The sequence below is a fragment of the Sphingomonas sp. genome (assembly GCF_039594485.1).
In the GTDB taxonomy this organism is placed as follows: domain Bacteria; phylum Pseudomonadota; class Alphaproteobacteria; order Sphingomonadales; family Sphingomonadaceae; genus Sphingomonas.
Genome location: NZ_JBCNNI010000007.1, coordinates 39,427 through 53,784 on the forward strand (window position 1 = coordinate 39,427; position 14,358 = coordinate 53,784).

General features: G+C 67.7%; 11 protein-coding genes. 7 read left to right on the top strand and 4 right to left on the bottom strand.

The window, feature by feature from the left end; translation table 11 throughout:
- The first annotated feature begins 58 nt into the window (after positions 1-58).
- Genes ABDV78_RS04540 through ABDV78_RS04550 form a run of 3 tightly spaced genes read left to right on the top strand, consistent with a single transcriptional unit; the run spans position 59 to position 2,314 of the window.
- Complete coding sequence (locus ABDV78_RS04540) at positions 59-385, top strand: iron transporter (RefSeq protein WP_343526047.1); 327 nt, start codon at positions 59-61, stop codon at positions 383-385.
- Positions 382-1,947, top strand: coding sequence for a PepSY-associated TM helix domain-containing protein (locus ABDV78_RS04545; protein WP_343526049.1), 1,566 nt, complete (start codon positions 382-384; stop codon positions 1,945-1,947). Before ABDV78_RS04540 ends, ABDV78_RS04545 begins: the two co-directional genes overlap by 4 nt.
- Positions 1,940-2,314: a DUF3325 family protein gene (locus ABDV78_RS04550; RefSeq protein WP_343526050.1), complete on the top strand. Its 375-nt coding sequence runs from the start codon at positions 1,940-1,942 to the stop codon at positions 2,312-2,314. Before ABDV78_RS04545 ends, ABDV78_RS04550 begins: the two co-directional genes overlap by 8 nt.
- Here the strand turns inward: ABDV78_RS04550 and ABDV78_RS04555 are convergent.
- Positions 2,220-3,155: a glutaminase gene (locus ABDV78_RS04555; protein WP_343526051.1), complete on the bottom strand. Its 936-nt coding sequence runs from the start codon at positions 3,153-3,155 to the stop codon at positions 2,220-2,222. The two genes, ABDV78_RS04550 and ABDV78_RS04555, sit on opposite strands and share 95 nt — an antisense overlap.
- A gap of 115 nt (positions 3,156-3,270) precedes the next feature.
- On the opposite strand from ABDV78_RS04555, the gene ABDV78_RS04560 reads away from it, so the two are divergent.
- Positions 3,271-4,575 carry an MFS transporter gene (locus tag ABDV78_RS04560; RefSeq protein WP_343526053.1) on the top strand — a complete coding sequence of 435 codons (1,305 nt, stop codon included), beginning with the start codon at positions 3,271-3,273 and terminating at the stop codon, positions 4,573-4,575.
- Here ABDV78_RS04560 and ABDV78_RS04565 read toward each other — a convergent pair.
- On the bottom strand, positions 4,533-5,288 hold the full coding sequence (locus tag ABDV78_RS04565; RefSeq protein WP_343526055.1) for a DeoR/GlpR family DNA-binding transcription regulator: 756 nt from the start codon (positions 5,286-5,288) through the stop codon (positions 4,533-4,535). The genes ABDV78_RS04560 and ABDV78_RS04565 overlap by 43 nt on opposite strands.
- Positions 5,289-5,454: 166 nt before the next feature.
- Complete coding sequence (locus tag ABDV78_RS04570) at positions 5,455-8,253, bottom strand: TonB-dependent receptor (protein WP_343526056.1); 2,799 nt, start codon at positions 8,251-8,253, stop codon at positions 5,455-5,457.
- A gap of 197 nt (positions 8,254-8,450) precedes the next feature.
- On the opposite strand from ABDV78_RS04570, the gene ABDV78_RS04575 reads away from it, so the two are divergent.
- From ABDV78_RS04575 to ABDV78_RS04585, 3 genes are all read left to right on the top strand, one after another.
- A complete protein-coding gene (locus tag ABDV78_RS04575) occupies positions 8,451-9,665 on the top strand; it encodes a histidine-type phosphatase (protein WP_343526057.1) in 1,215 nt (404 codons plus the stop codon).
- 69 nt (positions 9,666-9,734) lie between these two features.
- Positions 9,735-10,415, top strand: coding sequence for a response regulator transcription factor (locus tag ABDV78_RS04580; protein ID WP_343526059.1), 681 nt, complete (start codon positions 9,735-9,737; stop codon positions 10,413-10,415).
- Positions 10,412-11,776, top strand: coding sequence for a HAMP domain-containing sensor histidine kinase (locus ABDV78_RS04585; protein WP_343526060.1), 1,365 nt, complete (start codon positions 10,412-10,414; stop codon positions 11,774-11,776). Before ABDV78_RS04580 ends, ABDV78_RS04585 begins: the two co-directional genes overlap by 4 nt.
- A gap of 67 nt (positions 11,777-11,843) precedes the next feature.
- Here ABDV78_RS04585 and ABDV78_RS04590 read toward each other — a convergent pair whose 3' ends face one another.
- A complete protein-coding gene (locus ABDV78_RS04590) occupies positions 11,844-14,279 on the bottom strand; it encodes a TonB-dependent receptor (protein ID WP_343526061.1) in 2,436 nt (811 codons plus the stop codon).
- Between the last annotated feature and the right edge of the window lie 79 nt (positions 14,280-14,358).

The following is a 14,358-nucleotide window of genomic DNA, read 5'->3' on the forward strand; positions in this document are numbered from 1 at the left end:
TAGTGACTCTCAAATTCTGCTAGAGGGATGGCATCGGGATGACAAGGGGAAAGCGCCGGTGGCGTCGCGCCAGGTGATTGACGGACAGGCCGCTCGCGGTTGGCGGGCGGGCTTCGCCATGGGTTGGCGCTGGGTGACGGCGGTGCTCGGCGGCTATGGATTCACGGTCGCCGCCGCGATGCTGACCGCGCGGCTGCTGCCCGTGTCGGGGCCGCAATCGCGGGTCGAGGCGACCGGCTGGCCGATGCTGTTGTCCTTCCTCGTCTATGCCGGTGTCGGGCTGTGGGCGCTGCACGCGCTGCGGCTGACCCGTATCAGCGCGGTGGTCTGGGGCGGGACGCTGGTGATGGCGGCGCTGCTCTGGTGGCTGGGGGTGCGCGCATGAGCGGGATCGCCGCATCGGCGCAACGCGGTCTGCGTCAGACCATGGCCTGGGCGCATGGCTGGCTGGGGCTGATCGCCGGGTGGATCCTGTTCACCATGTTCCTGACCGGCACCTCGGCCTATTTCCGGCCCGAGATCACCCAATGGATGCAGCCCGAAATCCGCGCCGAGGCCGCCCCCCCGGCGCAGGCGGCGACCTCGGCCATCCGCTACCTGACGCGGACCGGGCCGGATGACCTGCAATGGTATATCTTTCTGCCCGACGAGCGGACGGTCGCCACCCGCGTCTTCCGCATGCCCGCCAAGCCCGACCGCAAGGGGCGCGGCGACGAACTGGATCTCGATCCCACCAGCGGCGCGCCCCTCGCGGCGCGCGAGACGCGCGGGGGCGAGCATTTCTATCGCTTCCATTTCCAGCTTCAGCTCCCCTATCCCTGGGGGCGCTGGCTGGCGGGGCTGTGCGCGATGGCGATGCTGGGCGCGATCATTTCGGGCGTCATCACCCATAAGCGCATCTTCGCCGACTTCTTCACGCTACGCTGGAACAAGGGGCAACGGAGTTGGCTCGACGCCCATAACGTCACCGCCGTTCTCGGCCTGCCCTATCATGCGATGATCACCTATACCGGGCTGATCGCCCTGATCACCATGTACATGCCCTGGCCGGTGCTGATGAACTACGCCAAGCCCGCGCAGTTCATGCAGGCCGCCTATGGCGCGCCCGAGGACGTGCCGGCCAGCGGCGTGCGCCGTCCGCTGGTCGCGATCGCGCCGCTGGTCCGCGATGCCGAGCACCGGCTGGGCGGCCCCGCCACCCGTCTCATCATCGCCAATCCCGGCGACGGCGCCGCGCGCGTGACGATCGCCCGCGCGACCAGCCGCGATCTCAACCCGCGCACGCCCACCGCGACCTATGACGGGGCGACCGGCGATTTCCTCGGCCGCAGCGGACAGTCCGTCCCCGCCATTTCGACGGCGGGCGTCCTGCTGGGCCTGCACCTCGCGCAATTCGCCGGACCGGCGTTGCGCTGGGCCTATTTCATCATGGGGCTGACGGGGGCGGCGATGGTCGGCACCGGCCTTCTGCTGTGGACGGCCAAGCGGCGCAAGCCGGGCGCGGCGCCCTTTTTCGGGCTGAAGCTGGCCGAACGGCTGAACATCGCGGTGATCGCCGCCTTTCCCATCGGCATGGCGGCCTATCTTCTCGCCAACCGGCTGATCGCACCCCAGATGCCGGAACGGGCCACCATGGAAGTGTCGGCGATGTTCTGGACCTGGGGCCTGTTGTCGCTTGCCCAGCTCGGCCTGCCCGCGCGGCGCGCCTGGACGATCCTGTTCGGCATCGCCGCCGCCGCATGGGCCGCGATCCCCGTCATCAACGCGCTGACCACCACGCGCTGGCTGGTCCCCTCCCTGCTCGACGGCGATCACCTGTTCGCCGCTTTCGACCTCGCCTGCCTCGCCATCGGCATCGGCTTCGCCGCCGCCGCGCGGGTCAGCGCCCGTCCCGCCCCCCGTGCCCCCTCCCGGTCCCGCCGTTTTTCGGAGCCTGCCCATGCTTGATACGATTGCCCTGTGCTTTGTCGGCTTCTGGCTGCTCGCCGCCGGATCCTATCGCCATGCGCGCGATGCGGGGACACTGCACGATGCGCGGCTTCGCACCGGATTGAAGCTGCTGGGCGGTGCGGTGATGCTGCTGGCGCTGTCGGTCTGCGGAACGGCGATCACCGGCGAGCGGATCGTTCGGCTGCTGGGTGCGGCGTCGATCGCGGGCGTCGCGCTCAACCTCCTGCTGTCGGTGCGCGCCCATGCGGCCTTCGCGCCGCTGCGCGCGGTCAACCGGCTTGTGGATCGAACACGGACCAGCCGGTCCGCTGAACCAGCCGTTCGAGCGCCAGCGTACCAAGCTGTGAATTCCCGCGGGCGTTGAGGCCCGGCGACCAGACGGCGATCGAGGCCCGGCCGGGCACGATCGCCAGGATGCCGCCGCCCACGCCGGACTTGCCCGGCAGGCCGACGCGGAAGGCGAACTCCCCCGATCCGTCATAATGGCCGCAGCTCATCATCAGCGCGTTGATCCGCCGCGCCCGCTGCGGTGACACGACCGAGCGCCCCGTCCCCGGATGGCGACCCCGCGCCATCAGATAGCGCCCGGCAAGCGCCAGTTGGCGACAGCTCATCGCCAGCGCGCAAAAGTGGAAATAGACGCCCAGCACCCGCTCGACCGGATGGTGGAGATTGCCGAAGGCGCGCATGTAATGGGCCAGCGCCTGGTTGCGATGCCCCGTCTCCATTTCGGCCTGCGCCACGGCGGCATCGATGACGATATCATCCTCTCCGGTCAGCGCACGGACGAAGCGCAGCATCTCGCCGATCGCCTCGCGCGGCTCGTACCCGCCGAGCAGCACATCGGCGACCACGATCGCGCCCGCATTGATGAAGGGGTTGCGCGGGATGCCGCTCTCGGTCTCGAGCTGGACGATGGAATTGAACGCGGTGCCCGAGGGCTCACGCCCCACCCGCCGCCATAGCTGGTCGCCGACCGCCCCCAGGGCCAGGGTCAGCGCGAACACCTTGGAGATGCTCTGGATCGAGAAGCTCTCCTCGGCATCGCCCGCCAGATGGCATTGGCCGTCCGCCTCGACGATCGCGATGCCGAAGCGGCGCGGATCGATTCCCGCAAGCGCCGGGATATAATCGGCCGGCTTGCCCCGGTCGGGGGCGTCCGCCATTTCGGCGGCGATATCGGCGACGATCGCGGACAGGTCCATGGTCCCGTCGTGCCGCGCGGACGGCGCTTTGTCGAGCGCCGCGAACCCGTCACAAACCCCCGCTAGGGAAGCGTCGCTTCCTCCCCAGCACGACAACGGATCGCGATTCACCATCATGCGCGACAGGGACATCGCCCCGCCCGCCCCCGGCTTCTGGATCCTCGCCAGTGTCGAGGGATGGGAGCGATTCGCGATCCAGGGCGCAAAGTCGCTCCTGACCCTGTTCCTGCTGACCGATCTGCTCCGGCCCGCCGCCATGCCGGTCCTGGGCCTGGCCACCCTGCGCGCGGCGATCGAGGGGATGACGGGCACCCGGGGCGACATCGCCTTCGCCTCGCAACTCTATGGCCTGTACGGCGCCTTCACCTATCTGGTCCTGCCGCTGGGCGGATGGATGGCGGACCGCGGCGGGCGGCGGCGGGTCGCGATGATGCTGGGTGCAGGGTTGATGGCAGGCGGGCTGATCGCCTTGAGCGGGCGGAGCCTCGCGCTGGCCGGCCTGGGGCTGATGATCGGCGGGATCGGGCTGCTCAAGGGCAACCTGGCCGCCGAGGTAGCGGCGTTGCGCCGGACCGGGAATGGCGAGCGGCTGTTCGCCGCCTATCTGGCCTGTCTGAACGGCGGCGCGCTGCTCGGGCCCCTGCTTTGCGGCTGGCTGGCGGCGCGCAGCGGGTTCGGCGCGGCCTTTGGCGCGATGGCGGCGAGCATGGTCGTCGCCATCCTGCTGCTCCGCACCGCGCCGCGCGTGACGCTGCCCGCCGCCGCACCGACCGGCGGCGGCGCCATCGACTGGGGGCGGGTGGTGCCCGCCATCGTCGCGGTGACGTTATGTTTTTGCGCCTATGAGCAATTGACCAACATGGTGCTCGTCTGGGCGCGGGCGCGGGTCGACCTGAGCATCGATGGCTTTGCGGTGCCGCCGGGCTGGCTGGCGGCGGCGGACGGTCTGTTCACCATCACCCTCGCCATGGGGGCCTATCGGCTCTGGCCATGGCTCGCGCGGGGCGGGCACGAACCCGCGACCGGCCTCAAGCTGGCACTGGGCGGGGTGGCGATCGCGCTGGCCTATGTCTTGCTCGCATGGCTCTCGACGGCGGCGGGGTTGGTGGCACTGGGGGGACCGCTCGCGGCGATCCTGCTGCTTTCGCTCGGGGTCGTGCTGTCCTGGCCCTCGGCGCTGGCGATCGTCACCGCCGCCGCGCCGCCCGCGCGCCGGGGCCTGATGACCGGCCTGTTCTATCTCCACGGCTTCGTCGCGCATCTGGTCGTGGGACAGCTCGGCACGCTCTACCCGGTGATGAGCCAGCCGCGATTCTGGCTGCTCCATGGCGGACTCGCGCTGGCGGGCGCGGCGGTGGCGCTGACGACCCTTCGCGGTCAGGCGACCACCACGTCCACCGCCGCCAGCGCCTCGGCATAGGCATCCGGCAACGGCACATCGGTCACCAGCATGTCGATGCCGTCGAGCGCGGCGACCTGCACCGTGCCGTGGCGGTCGAACTTGCTGTGATCCGCCGCGATGATCGTGCGGCGCGACCGGGCGATCATCATCCGGCACACCGCCGCCTCGCCCGCATGATAATCGGCAAAGCCATGGTCGAGATTGACCGATTCCACCGACAGGATCGCCAGGGACGGCGTGAACATCGCCAGATAGTCGCGCGCCGTCGCGTCGAAACAGGCGCTATATTCGTAATCCAGCTCCCCCCCGGCCAGCAGCACGCGGTTATCGCCCCGCCCGCCCAGTTCAGCCGCGACGCCCACCGCATTGGTGATCACGGTCAGCCGCTGGTGATCGCGAAGCGCGCGCGCGACATAATGGCCGGTCGTGCTGGCATCGATATAGAGCGTCTGCCCATCGGCGACGATCCGAGCCACCGCGCCCGCGATCCGTTGCTTGGCCTCGGCATGGCGTTGCAGGCGGGTGGCGAAAGACCCCTCGGTCTCCACCTTGGCCAGACGCACCGCGCCGTGGGCGCGCACCACCGCGCCCGATGCCTCCAGCACGCGCAGCTCGCGCCGTATCGTCTCTTCCGAAACCGACAGCGCCTCCGCCAGATCGCCGATGCCGCGGAAACTCCCCTCTCCCAGAAGCGCCACGATCTCGTGTTGGCGGCGCTGGCGTTTCATCATGGTCTGCGGTTCCTCTTTGGCGGCCCATGCTAGTGGCCCCCATAATCCGGTCAATCGGCGCGACATTCCCGCACAAAGACGCCGATGGCGTGTGACGGCCATCGGCGTGGAGGTGCGATCCGATGCCGCTGGGGGGCGGGCACCGGATCGGGGGAGGCGGGAAAGTCTAGAAGGCGTAGGTCAGGTTGAGCATGTAGATGCGCCCGGTTTCGACATAACCGCCCTTGCGGTCATTCGACAGATCCGCCTTGCGCTCGCTGGTCGTCGCCCAATAGCTGTGCTCGTTGAACAGGTTCTGCACCGAGGCGCCCACCGTCAGGCCCGAGGGCAGCGTATAGTTGACGATCAGGTTGGAGATGGTCGTCGGCTGGATATAGGTGTCCGGCCGGCTGGAGCGCAGATCATAGAGACGGTCGCCGGTATAGTTGTAGTTCCACTCCGCCGCGAACCCGCCATGGCTGTAGAACAGCGCGGCATTGTACATCACCTCGGGCGCCTGGGTCATGCGCTGTGAACGGGTCTGGCCGTTGACGAAGACATTGGCCTGGGCCTTTTGCAGCGTCACATTGGCCTGAAGCCCCAGACCATCGAGCAGCCCCGGCAATCCCTTGAGCGAATAACGGCCGAAGAATTCGACGCCATAGATCTTGCCGGTGGCGTTGGTGGTCAGGCTCGACACCTCGACGCCGCCCTGCTGTTCGGACTGCGGATTGCCCCAGATGTTGTAATCCCCGGTCGCATTGGTCGTGCCGGTGGCGAACAGGACATGGTTCAGCTTTTTGTAGAAGGGGCTGACCGAGAAGAAGTCGGTGCCCTGCCCCTTGATCTCCAGCGACGTGTCGTAGTTCCACGAAGTCTGGGCATCGAGATTGGGGTTGGGGATGAACACCCCGGTCACCTCGCCCAGGTCGTTGCGCGACACCCGGGTCGGCCCGAGCAGCAGGTCGAAGGCCGGTCGCGAATAGCTTTTGCGGATCGAGGCGCGGATCACCATGCTGTCGTTGTACCGGTAATTGGCGATGACGCTGGGCAGCCACTGGTCATAGTTGCGGCTGGAGGTCGCGAACTTGCCGCTATCGTTGCCCTGGTCCTGCCAATAGGTGCCCTTGAACCGATTATATTCGTACCGCACGCCCGGCACGACCTGAAGATCGCCGAACTGCAACGTCGCCATGACATAGCCCGCCAGCCGGTTCTCGCGCCCGTCGAGGCGGTTTTCCTTGAGCTTCACGGGATCGAGACCGGCGATCTTCGGCGTCGAGAGCTGCGCCACCTGATTCTCGATATAATCGGTGTCGATCAGGAAGATCGGCACCTGCGCGGCATTGTTCATGAACCCGCCCAGCAAGCGCCCGGGCAGCGAGGTCAGCGCAGGGCCGGTCGCGGCGTAGCGCGGCGAGTTGCTGCCATCCGCATTGGGGAAGGTATATTGCAGCGCGCCGTCATCGCCCAGCGCGTTGGCATAGCGCTTGGCATCCTCGACCTTCGCGCCGGCCGAGATCGAGACCAGCCCCTGGTCGGCATGATGCCAGGTCGTGTCGAACTGGCCCTCCAGGCGGCGTTCCCAGCTATTCTCGAACTGCTGGGTCACGTACCATTGCTTCAGCTTGGACAGATCGGTCAGATAGGCGCGCGCGGCGTCGGTCAGCACGACCTGCGGAAAGGTGCGGTTCCCGATCGAGGTGACCATGCGGTATGCCGCGACGCCCGTATTGTCGGCGGTCCCGATATAGGGACGCCCGGCAAAGCCCGCCTGGATGCGCAGCGGATAATCCTGCGACCCGCGCGAGAAGGCGCCGTGATAGTCGAAGGTGAAGTCACCCGAGCGCGTCTGGCCGCCGACCTTGGTGGTGACCAGCTCCTGGTTGCTGTGCTCGGTGCGGAAATAATGCGTCGCGGTCAGGCCATAATCGGCGCGATAGCCGGCGGCATCGTACGAGCCCTTGTTGGGGTTCGGGTTGATCTGGTCGGGGGCGAGGCTGGTCTGGCGTAGCGCGGTCTGGTCCATCCAGCTTTTGAGGCCGTACCGGCCATAGGTGGAGTGCCAGTAGAGGTCGGTCCCCTCGCCCTTCCAGTCGATATTCAACGTTCCGCCCATCCGCTCGATGCGGTTGCGGAAGGACTGCCACTGCACGCCGCGCGGAAACAGATTGTCCAGATTGTCGCGGATCATGCCGGAGATGTTATTGTTATACTTCTCCCAGTCGTGCTGCATCGCGGTCGATTCGCCCAGCACGTGCTTCAGCCCGTAATAGGCCGAGGCATAGACGCCGAGATTGCCGAAGCGCTGCGCGGTCTCGACCTGCGCGGTGCCGCCCCAGGGATCCTGCCGACGCGCATCCGCCCGACCGGCGAGCTGGCCCTGAAGACGGATCTGCGTGCGATGATCGGGCAGGTCGAAGGCCGTGATCGGCACCATGTCGATGATGCCCGCGATCGCATCGCCGTCGAACCGCGCGGTCGGCGCCTTGTCGACGCGCACCGTCTGGAGCGAGAAGGGCGACAGCAGGTTCATCGAGATGGCGCGGGTGCGCGCATCGGTCTGCGCCAGCCGCACACCATCGAGCGAATAGGCGTTGTACGAGGTGTCGAGCCCCCGGATCGAGACATATTGCGCCTCGCCCGTCGCCGCCGCATTGCGCGACTGGTCGACCGACGAACTGATGCCCGGCAGGCGGGTCAGCAGGTCGGCCAGATTCTGCTGCGGCTGAAGGCGCAGTTCCTCGCCCGAGACGACCGTGGCCAACGACTGGCTGCGAAGCTGTTCGTCCTGCGCGTCGACGATCGCCTGGCGGTGCCCCTTGACTACCACATCCTCGCCGACCTGCGGATCGGTATCGGCGACCACCGGCTCGGCCGCGGGCGCGATCGGATCGGCGGCCAGCGCCGGCACGGCGAAAGAGAGGGCGGCGGCGGTGCCGCACAAAAGGCGCACGACATGCGCCCGCCGGAAAGAAGCGGTCATGAAAGTCCCCTGGGTATGTGATGGCGGCGCCCCCCGGACGCCTTCGACGGCTCCGCTAGAGACGGGTCGTGACAATCCGATGACTTATTGACCGATTTTTGATGACATCTGGGGAATTACGGCATTCCCCTGCGCCATTCATGATGGACTTTGCACGATGTCACGGCTTTGACGCGGACATCGTCCAGATAGCCGGGATGATGACTCTTCCCGCCCGCTTCCACGGCCTGCGCCGCGCATGGCTCCTGGCCGCCCTCGCACTGGCCTCCCCTGTCGCGGCCCGATCCACCGGGGGGCTGACGCTGGACCGCGTGGTCGTGCTGATGCGCCATGGCGTACGCGCGCCGCTCGACGGCGAGGTTCCGCACGGCACCCGCACCGCCCGCCCCTGGCCGCGCTGGTCGACGCCCGAGAGCCAGCTGACCCCGCGCGGGGCCGCCGCGCTCGCCGTCGAGGCGCGGGCCGACCACAGCGATTGGGTCGCGCGCGGCCTGCTGCCCGCAACGGGCTGTCCCGCGCCCGGCAGCATCCGTATCCGAACCAACAGTTCATCGCGCACCATCGCCAGCGGACGCGCCTATGCGGAGGCTCTCGCCCCCGGCTGCGCCTTGCGCGTGGACCATAATCCCGAAGGACAGGTCGACCCGCTGTTCGAGCCGCTGCGCGCCCGCGCGACACCGTTCGATGCGGCAGCGGCGGTGGCGGATATCGACCGCTTCACCGGCGGGATGGACGCGCTGGTCGCGCGGCATCGGCCCGCGCTTCGGCTGCTCGACTCGGTGCTGGGGTGCAACGATCCGAAGGGATGCGATCCGGGGGGCGTGGCGCGCCTGACACCCTCGGCGGACGGACAGGGCATCGACCTGACGGGGCCGATCCGCACCGCCTCGGGCACCGCGCAGGTGCTGCTCCTGCAATATGCAGAAGGACTGCCCCCCTCGGTCGGCGGCGCGGCGGTGGATGGGGCGATGCTCCGACGGCTGGGCGAACTGCATGCCGCGCTGTTCGACGTCTATTCGCGCTCGCCCTATATGGCCGCGCACCAGTCGGCGGTGTTCGGGCGGCACATGATCGCCGCGCTGACCGAACCCCATGGCCCCAGGCTCGACATGCTGGTCGGGCACGACACCAACGTCACCGCGCTGGCCGCCCTGCTCGGCTTCGATCTGGTCGCGCCCGGCTATGCGATCAACGATGCCGCGCCGGGTGGCGCGATCCTGATCGAGCGGTGGCATAATGCGGCGGGCAAGGCATTCGTCACCCTGTCCTATCGCACCCAGTCGCCCGACCATATCCGCGCGCGGGATACCGGCGTCACCGTCACCCCGGTCCATGTCCCGGGCTGTCCCGACGCGGCCCCCTGCCCGCTCGACCGCTTCGTCCACCTGTTCGAGGCGCGGCTGGCGCGATAGGATCGGGCGACCTTGCCAGCGCAATTTTGCTCGATAGGGCAGGATGCGTCTGTGGTTTGGAACGACTCGATGAGCCTGCACCTGATTCTCGTCGATGACGATCGTGACTTTGCCGAGGGGCTGTCGGCCGAACTGCGCGCGCGCGGCCACCGGGTCGAGCATGTCGACGACGGTCGACAGGCGCTCGCCGCGATCGACCGCGAGCAATATGACGCGGTGATCCTCGACCGGATGATGCCCCGGCTCGACGGGCTGTCGGTGGTGGAGGCGTTGCGCGCGGGCGGGATCACCGTGCCGGTCATCATGCTGACCGCGCTGTCCATGTCGTCGGACAAGGTCGAGGGGCTGGAGGCCGGAGCGGACGATTATGTCGTCAAGCCGGTCGATGCGCTGGAACTGAACGCCCGCATCCAGGCGGTACTGCGCGGCCGACGCTGGACCAGTCGCGACGGCGACACGATCCGCGTCGGCGACATCGTGGTCAGCCCGACCAGCTTTCGCGCCTGGCGGGCCGGGCAGCCGATCACGCTCGCCAATCTGGAATTGAAGCTGCTGACCGAACTGGCGCGCCATGCGGGCGAGGTCCTGACCCGTGCGATGCTGATCGAACGCGTCTGGGGCTATGATTTCGAGCCGGAAACCAACATCGTCGACGTCTATGTCCGCCGCCTGCGGGTGAAGCTGACCGAAAATGGCGGCACCGACCCGATCGAGACGGTGCGCGGGATCGGCTATTCGCTGAAACCATGATCGAGCGGGCGATCCGGCGGCTTTCCCTGCGCGGGCTGACGATCGGCGTCCTGCTGCTGTTCCTGGTCGCGACGATCGGTACCGGCGTCACCATCCTGACCGCCAACCGGATCGCCGTGGCGCGGCTGGCCGATCGGCGGATCGATGTGGTCGGCGACCTGCTGCTGGAGCGGGATGCGGGTGAAGGGATGATCGACACCCCCACCCTGCTCGCCCGGATCGCCACCTTGTCGCGCCAGCGCGATACCGGCGATATCGGCGTGCTGCTGTCCGATGCCGCCGGGCGGCGGCTGGGCGGCAATATCGTGCTGCGCCGGATGCTGCCGCCCGGGCGATCCGACCTGCGCGCGCATGACGGGATCATCGGCCTGTCGCATGGTCGCGCGCTGGTGCGTCAGGCCGGAAACGGGCGGTGGCTGACCATCGCGGCGGAGACCGAACCGTTCGATTCCTATCGCACGACGCGGACGCGCATCTATCTCATCGGCTTCGGGTCGATCATCCTGATCGTGCTGGGTGGCGTGATCGCCTTCGCGATGCTGGTCGGCCGCCGGATCGGCGATCTGCGTCGCACCGTCGATGCGATCATCGCCGGCGATATCCGCCACCGCGTGCCCGTGACCGGATCGGCCGACGAGTTCGACCGACAGGCCGCCGCCTTCAACCGGATGCTCGACCGCATCGGCGACCTGATGGACGCGATGCGCGGGCAGGCCAACGACATCGCGCACGACCTGCGCGCGCCGCTGGCACGTCTGCGGGGGCAATTGGCACGCATGGTCGAGGACGCCGCCGAGCCCGGACACGCCATGCGCGCGACCGCCGCGCTGGCGCAGTGCGACGCGCTGCTCGCGATGTTCGCCGCGCTGCTGCGCATCGCCGAGATCGAGGCGGGACATCGCCAGTCGGGTTTCGCCCCGCTCGACCTCGCCGCGCTGGTCGAGGAGACCGGGACGATGATGATCCCCGTCGCCGAGGAGGCGGGCCAGCGGCTGACGGTCCAGGTCGCGCCAAGCCCGATCCCGTTCACCGGCGACCGGCAGTTGCTGACCCAGGCGCTGGTCAACCTCATCGGCAATGCGATCAAATATGGCGTGCCCGGCGGTGCGATCCGGGTCTTGCTGGATCACGCCGATCAGCAATGGGTTCTGAGCGTCGCCGATGACGGCCCCGGCATCGCGCCCGAGGATCGCGCGCGGGCGCTTCGTCGCTTCGGGCGACTGGACCGGGCGCGGGGGTCGGCCGGGCACGGGCTTGGCCTGTCGCTGGTCGACGCGATCGCGCGGCTGCATCGCGGGCGGCTGGAACTGGGCGATGCGGAACCGGGCCTGATCGTCTCGATCCGGCTGCCGGTCCGCTGAACGATCGGACACAAAAAAGGGCCGCCCCGAAGGGCGACCCGCTGAGTTGGGGATTGGGACGTCAGGATCAGAAGCGAACCGTGCCCTCCAGGCCGATGGTCCGGGGCGGGTTGAAGTTCGCATAATCGCCCAGCGTCGCCGCATTCGCGGCCGAGCGGCGATAGATATAGGTGTTGTTGAGCAGGTTGCGGCTCCACAGCGACACCGTCATCTTGGTGCCGTTCCCGGTCAGCGGCAGATCGGCCAGCGCGATGCGACCGTTCATGACGAAGCTCTTGTCGGTGCGCGTCGTCTCGTTCTGGAAGCTGTAGACCGGATCGGCATAATTGCCATCCAGGTGGAAGCGGACCTTGGCCTCCGAACCCGGCAGCGGCACTTCGTAATCGACATAGGCCGAGGCGGCGTTGCGCGGCGTGAACACCACGAACACCTGGGTCAGCGCGTTGTTCAGGAACGGGTTCGGCGTCGCCGGAACATTGGTGTACGTGTACGCATAGGACGCGCCCACCGTCATCCCCTCGACCGGGTTGGTGGTGACGTCCGCCTCGATCCCGCGAATCTTGGACTTACCCGGCGCATTGCGGGTTTCCTCGGTGTGCAGGTTGTAGGTCGGGCTCGACGGATTGGTGTCGACATTGTCGAAGTCGATCTGCGTGCCGGTGCGGTCCATGATGTATCCGGCCAGGTTCAGGCGAACGCGGCGGTCGAACAGGTCCATCTTCGACCCGATCTCATAGGACTTGACCGCTTCGGGACCAAAGGCGGCGAAGGTCTGCGACCGGTCGTTGGCACCGCCCGCGCGGTAGCCGGTCGAGTATTTGGCATAGAGGTGGATCGTGTCGGTCGCGTCGAACGCCGCGGTCACCATCGGATCGAACCGGTTGTTGTCGAAGGTGAAGGGGAAGTTGGTCGACTTGCCCTGCACCAGATACAGCGTGCCGTTGCGCTTGTCGTGGGTGTAGCGACCGCCCAGCGTCAGGTGGAAGGCGTCGAAGCCCGCCGGGGTATAGGTCCCCTGCGCGAAGGCGGCATAGCTGTACGCCCGCGCGAAGCTGCCGCGCTGGTAGAGGAACGAACCCGGTGCCCAGCCCTGGTTGCCCGAGGTGATGGTGCCCAGCGCGGTCTGCGACAGGATGGTGTAGCCGGTGCCGTCCGCATTCCACTGGTTGGTCGACGGGGTCGCCGCCGTTTCGCGGGCGTTTTCGGTGAAGTAATAGAGACCGGCGACATAATCGAACTGCGGCAGGCTGCCGACCGCCTGGAATTCCTGGCTGAACTGGTGCTGCTGCATGAAGGACAGGCTGTAGCGGCTGAACTTGCCGTTCGGCAGGAAGACGGTGCGGTGCGCGCCGCCCGAATTGTCCCACTGGTCGGTCGAAACGCCGCGCCATGCGGTGATCGAGCGCAGCTCCAGGCCCGGCGCGACGTCATAGTTCAGCTTGGCCGAGAAGCCATGGGTGCGGTCCAGGCTGTATTGCTGCGGCACGCCGATATCGGCGGTCTTCATGCGGTTGTCGCCCGACACTACGACCAGCGGCGACAGGGGGGCGATGGTGCCCGAGGGCAGCTTGCCGCCATTGGCGTTGATCTGCGCGATCGTCGCGACCGGCAGGCCACGCGGGTTGTAATTGACCAGTTGGCTGTAGAAGGGCGTGTTCTCGTCCTTCGCCTGGTCATAGGACAGTTCGGCCGAGAAGCCGTCGACCGGCTTCCACACCGCGGCGACATGGCCGCCGACGCGGTTGAACGCGCCCCAGCCCATGCTGCCGGGCAGCGGGTTCTTCACGAACGGATTCTGGTGCTGGATCACGCCGTCCAGCTTGATCGAGATATTGTGGAATTCGGGGAGGTTGAGATGGGCCGCCGTGTTGTACGCCCCGTAATTGCCGAACCCGGCGGTCAGCGCGCCGCCAAGTTTGCCGGTCGGCTTGGCCGTCACGATCGACAGCGCGCCACCCTCGGTATTCCGGCCGAACAGCGTGCCTTGGGGCCCGCGCAGCACCTCGACGCGCTCGATGTCGAACAGCGCGGCGTTCAGGCCCTGCGAGCGGCCGATATAGACGCCATCGATATAGACGCCGACGCCGGTGTCGCGCGCGGTCTGGTTCTGGTCGAAGGGCACGATGCCGCGAATGCCGACGGTCAGCGCGGACTGGCGCGCCTCGAAGGTGGCGACGCGCAAGGACGGCACGGTGCCGTCGGCCAGGTCGAGCAGGCTCTGGACGTGACGGTCCTTCAGCACGGTCGGATCGATGACCGAGATCGCGATCGGGGTCTTTTGCAGGCTGGTCTCGCGCTTGGTGGCGGTCACCACGATGTCCTGCAACTGGCCCGGCTCCTCGGTCGGACCGGCCGCAGGCGCCGGATCGGCGGCCGCGGCAGCAGTGGCGGGCGGCGTGACCGGATCGACCGGCTTGGCGTCGGCGGCAAGCGCAGGCGCCGCCGCGACGGTCAGAAGCGCGGTTCCACCCAGCAGGGTCGCGCGAACGAAATTGGTCTTCATGATGGTTATTATCCCTATCCCCCGATCGACCTTCCGGTCGTCGCTGGCCGCGCGGATAGGGATTGTCCAAGAAGCTGGT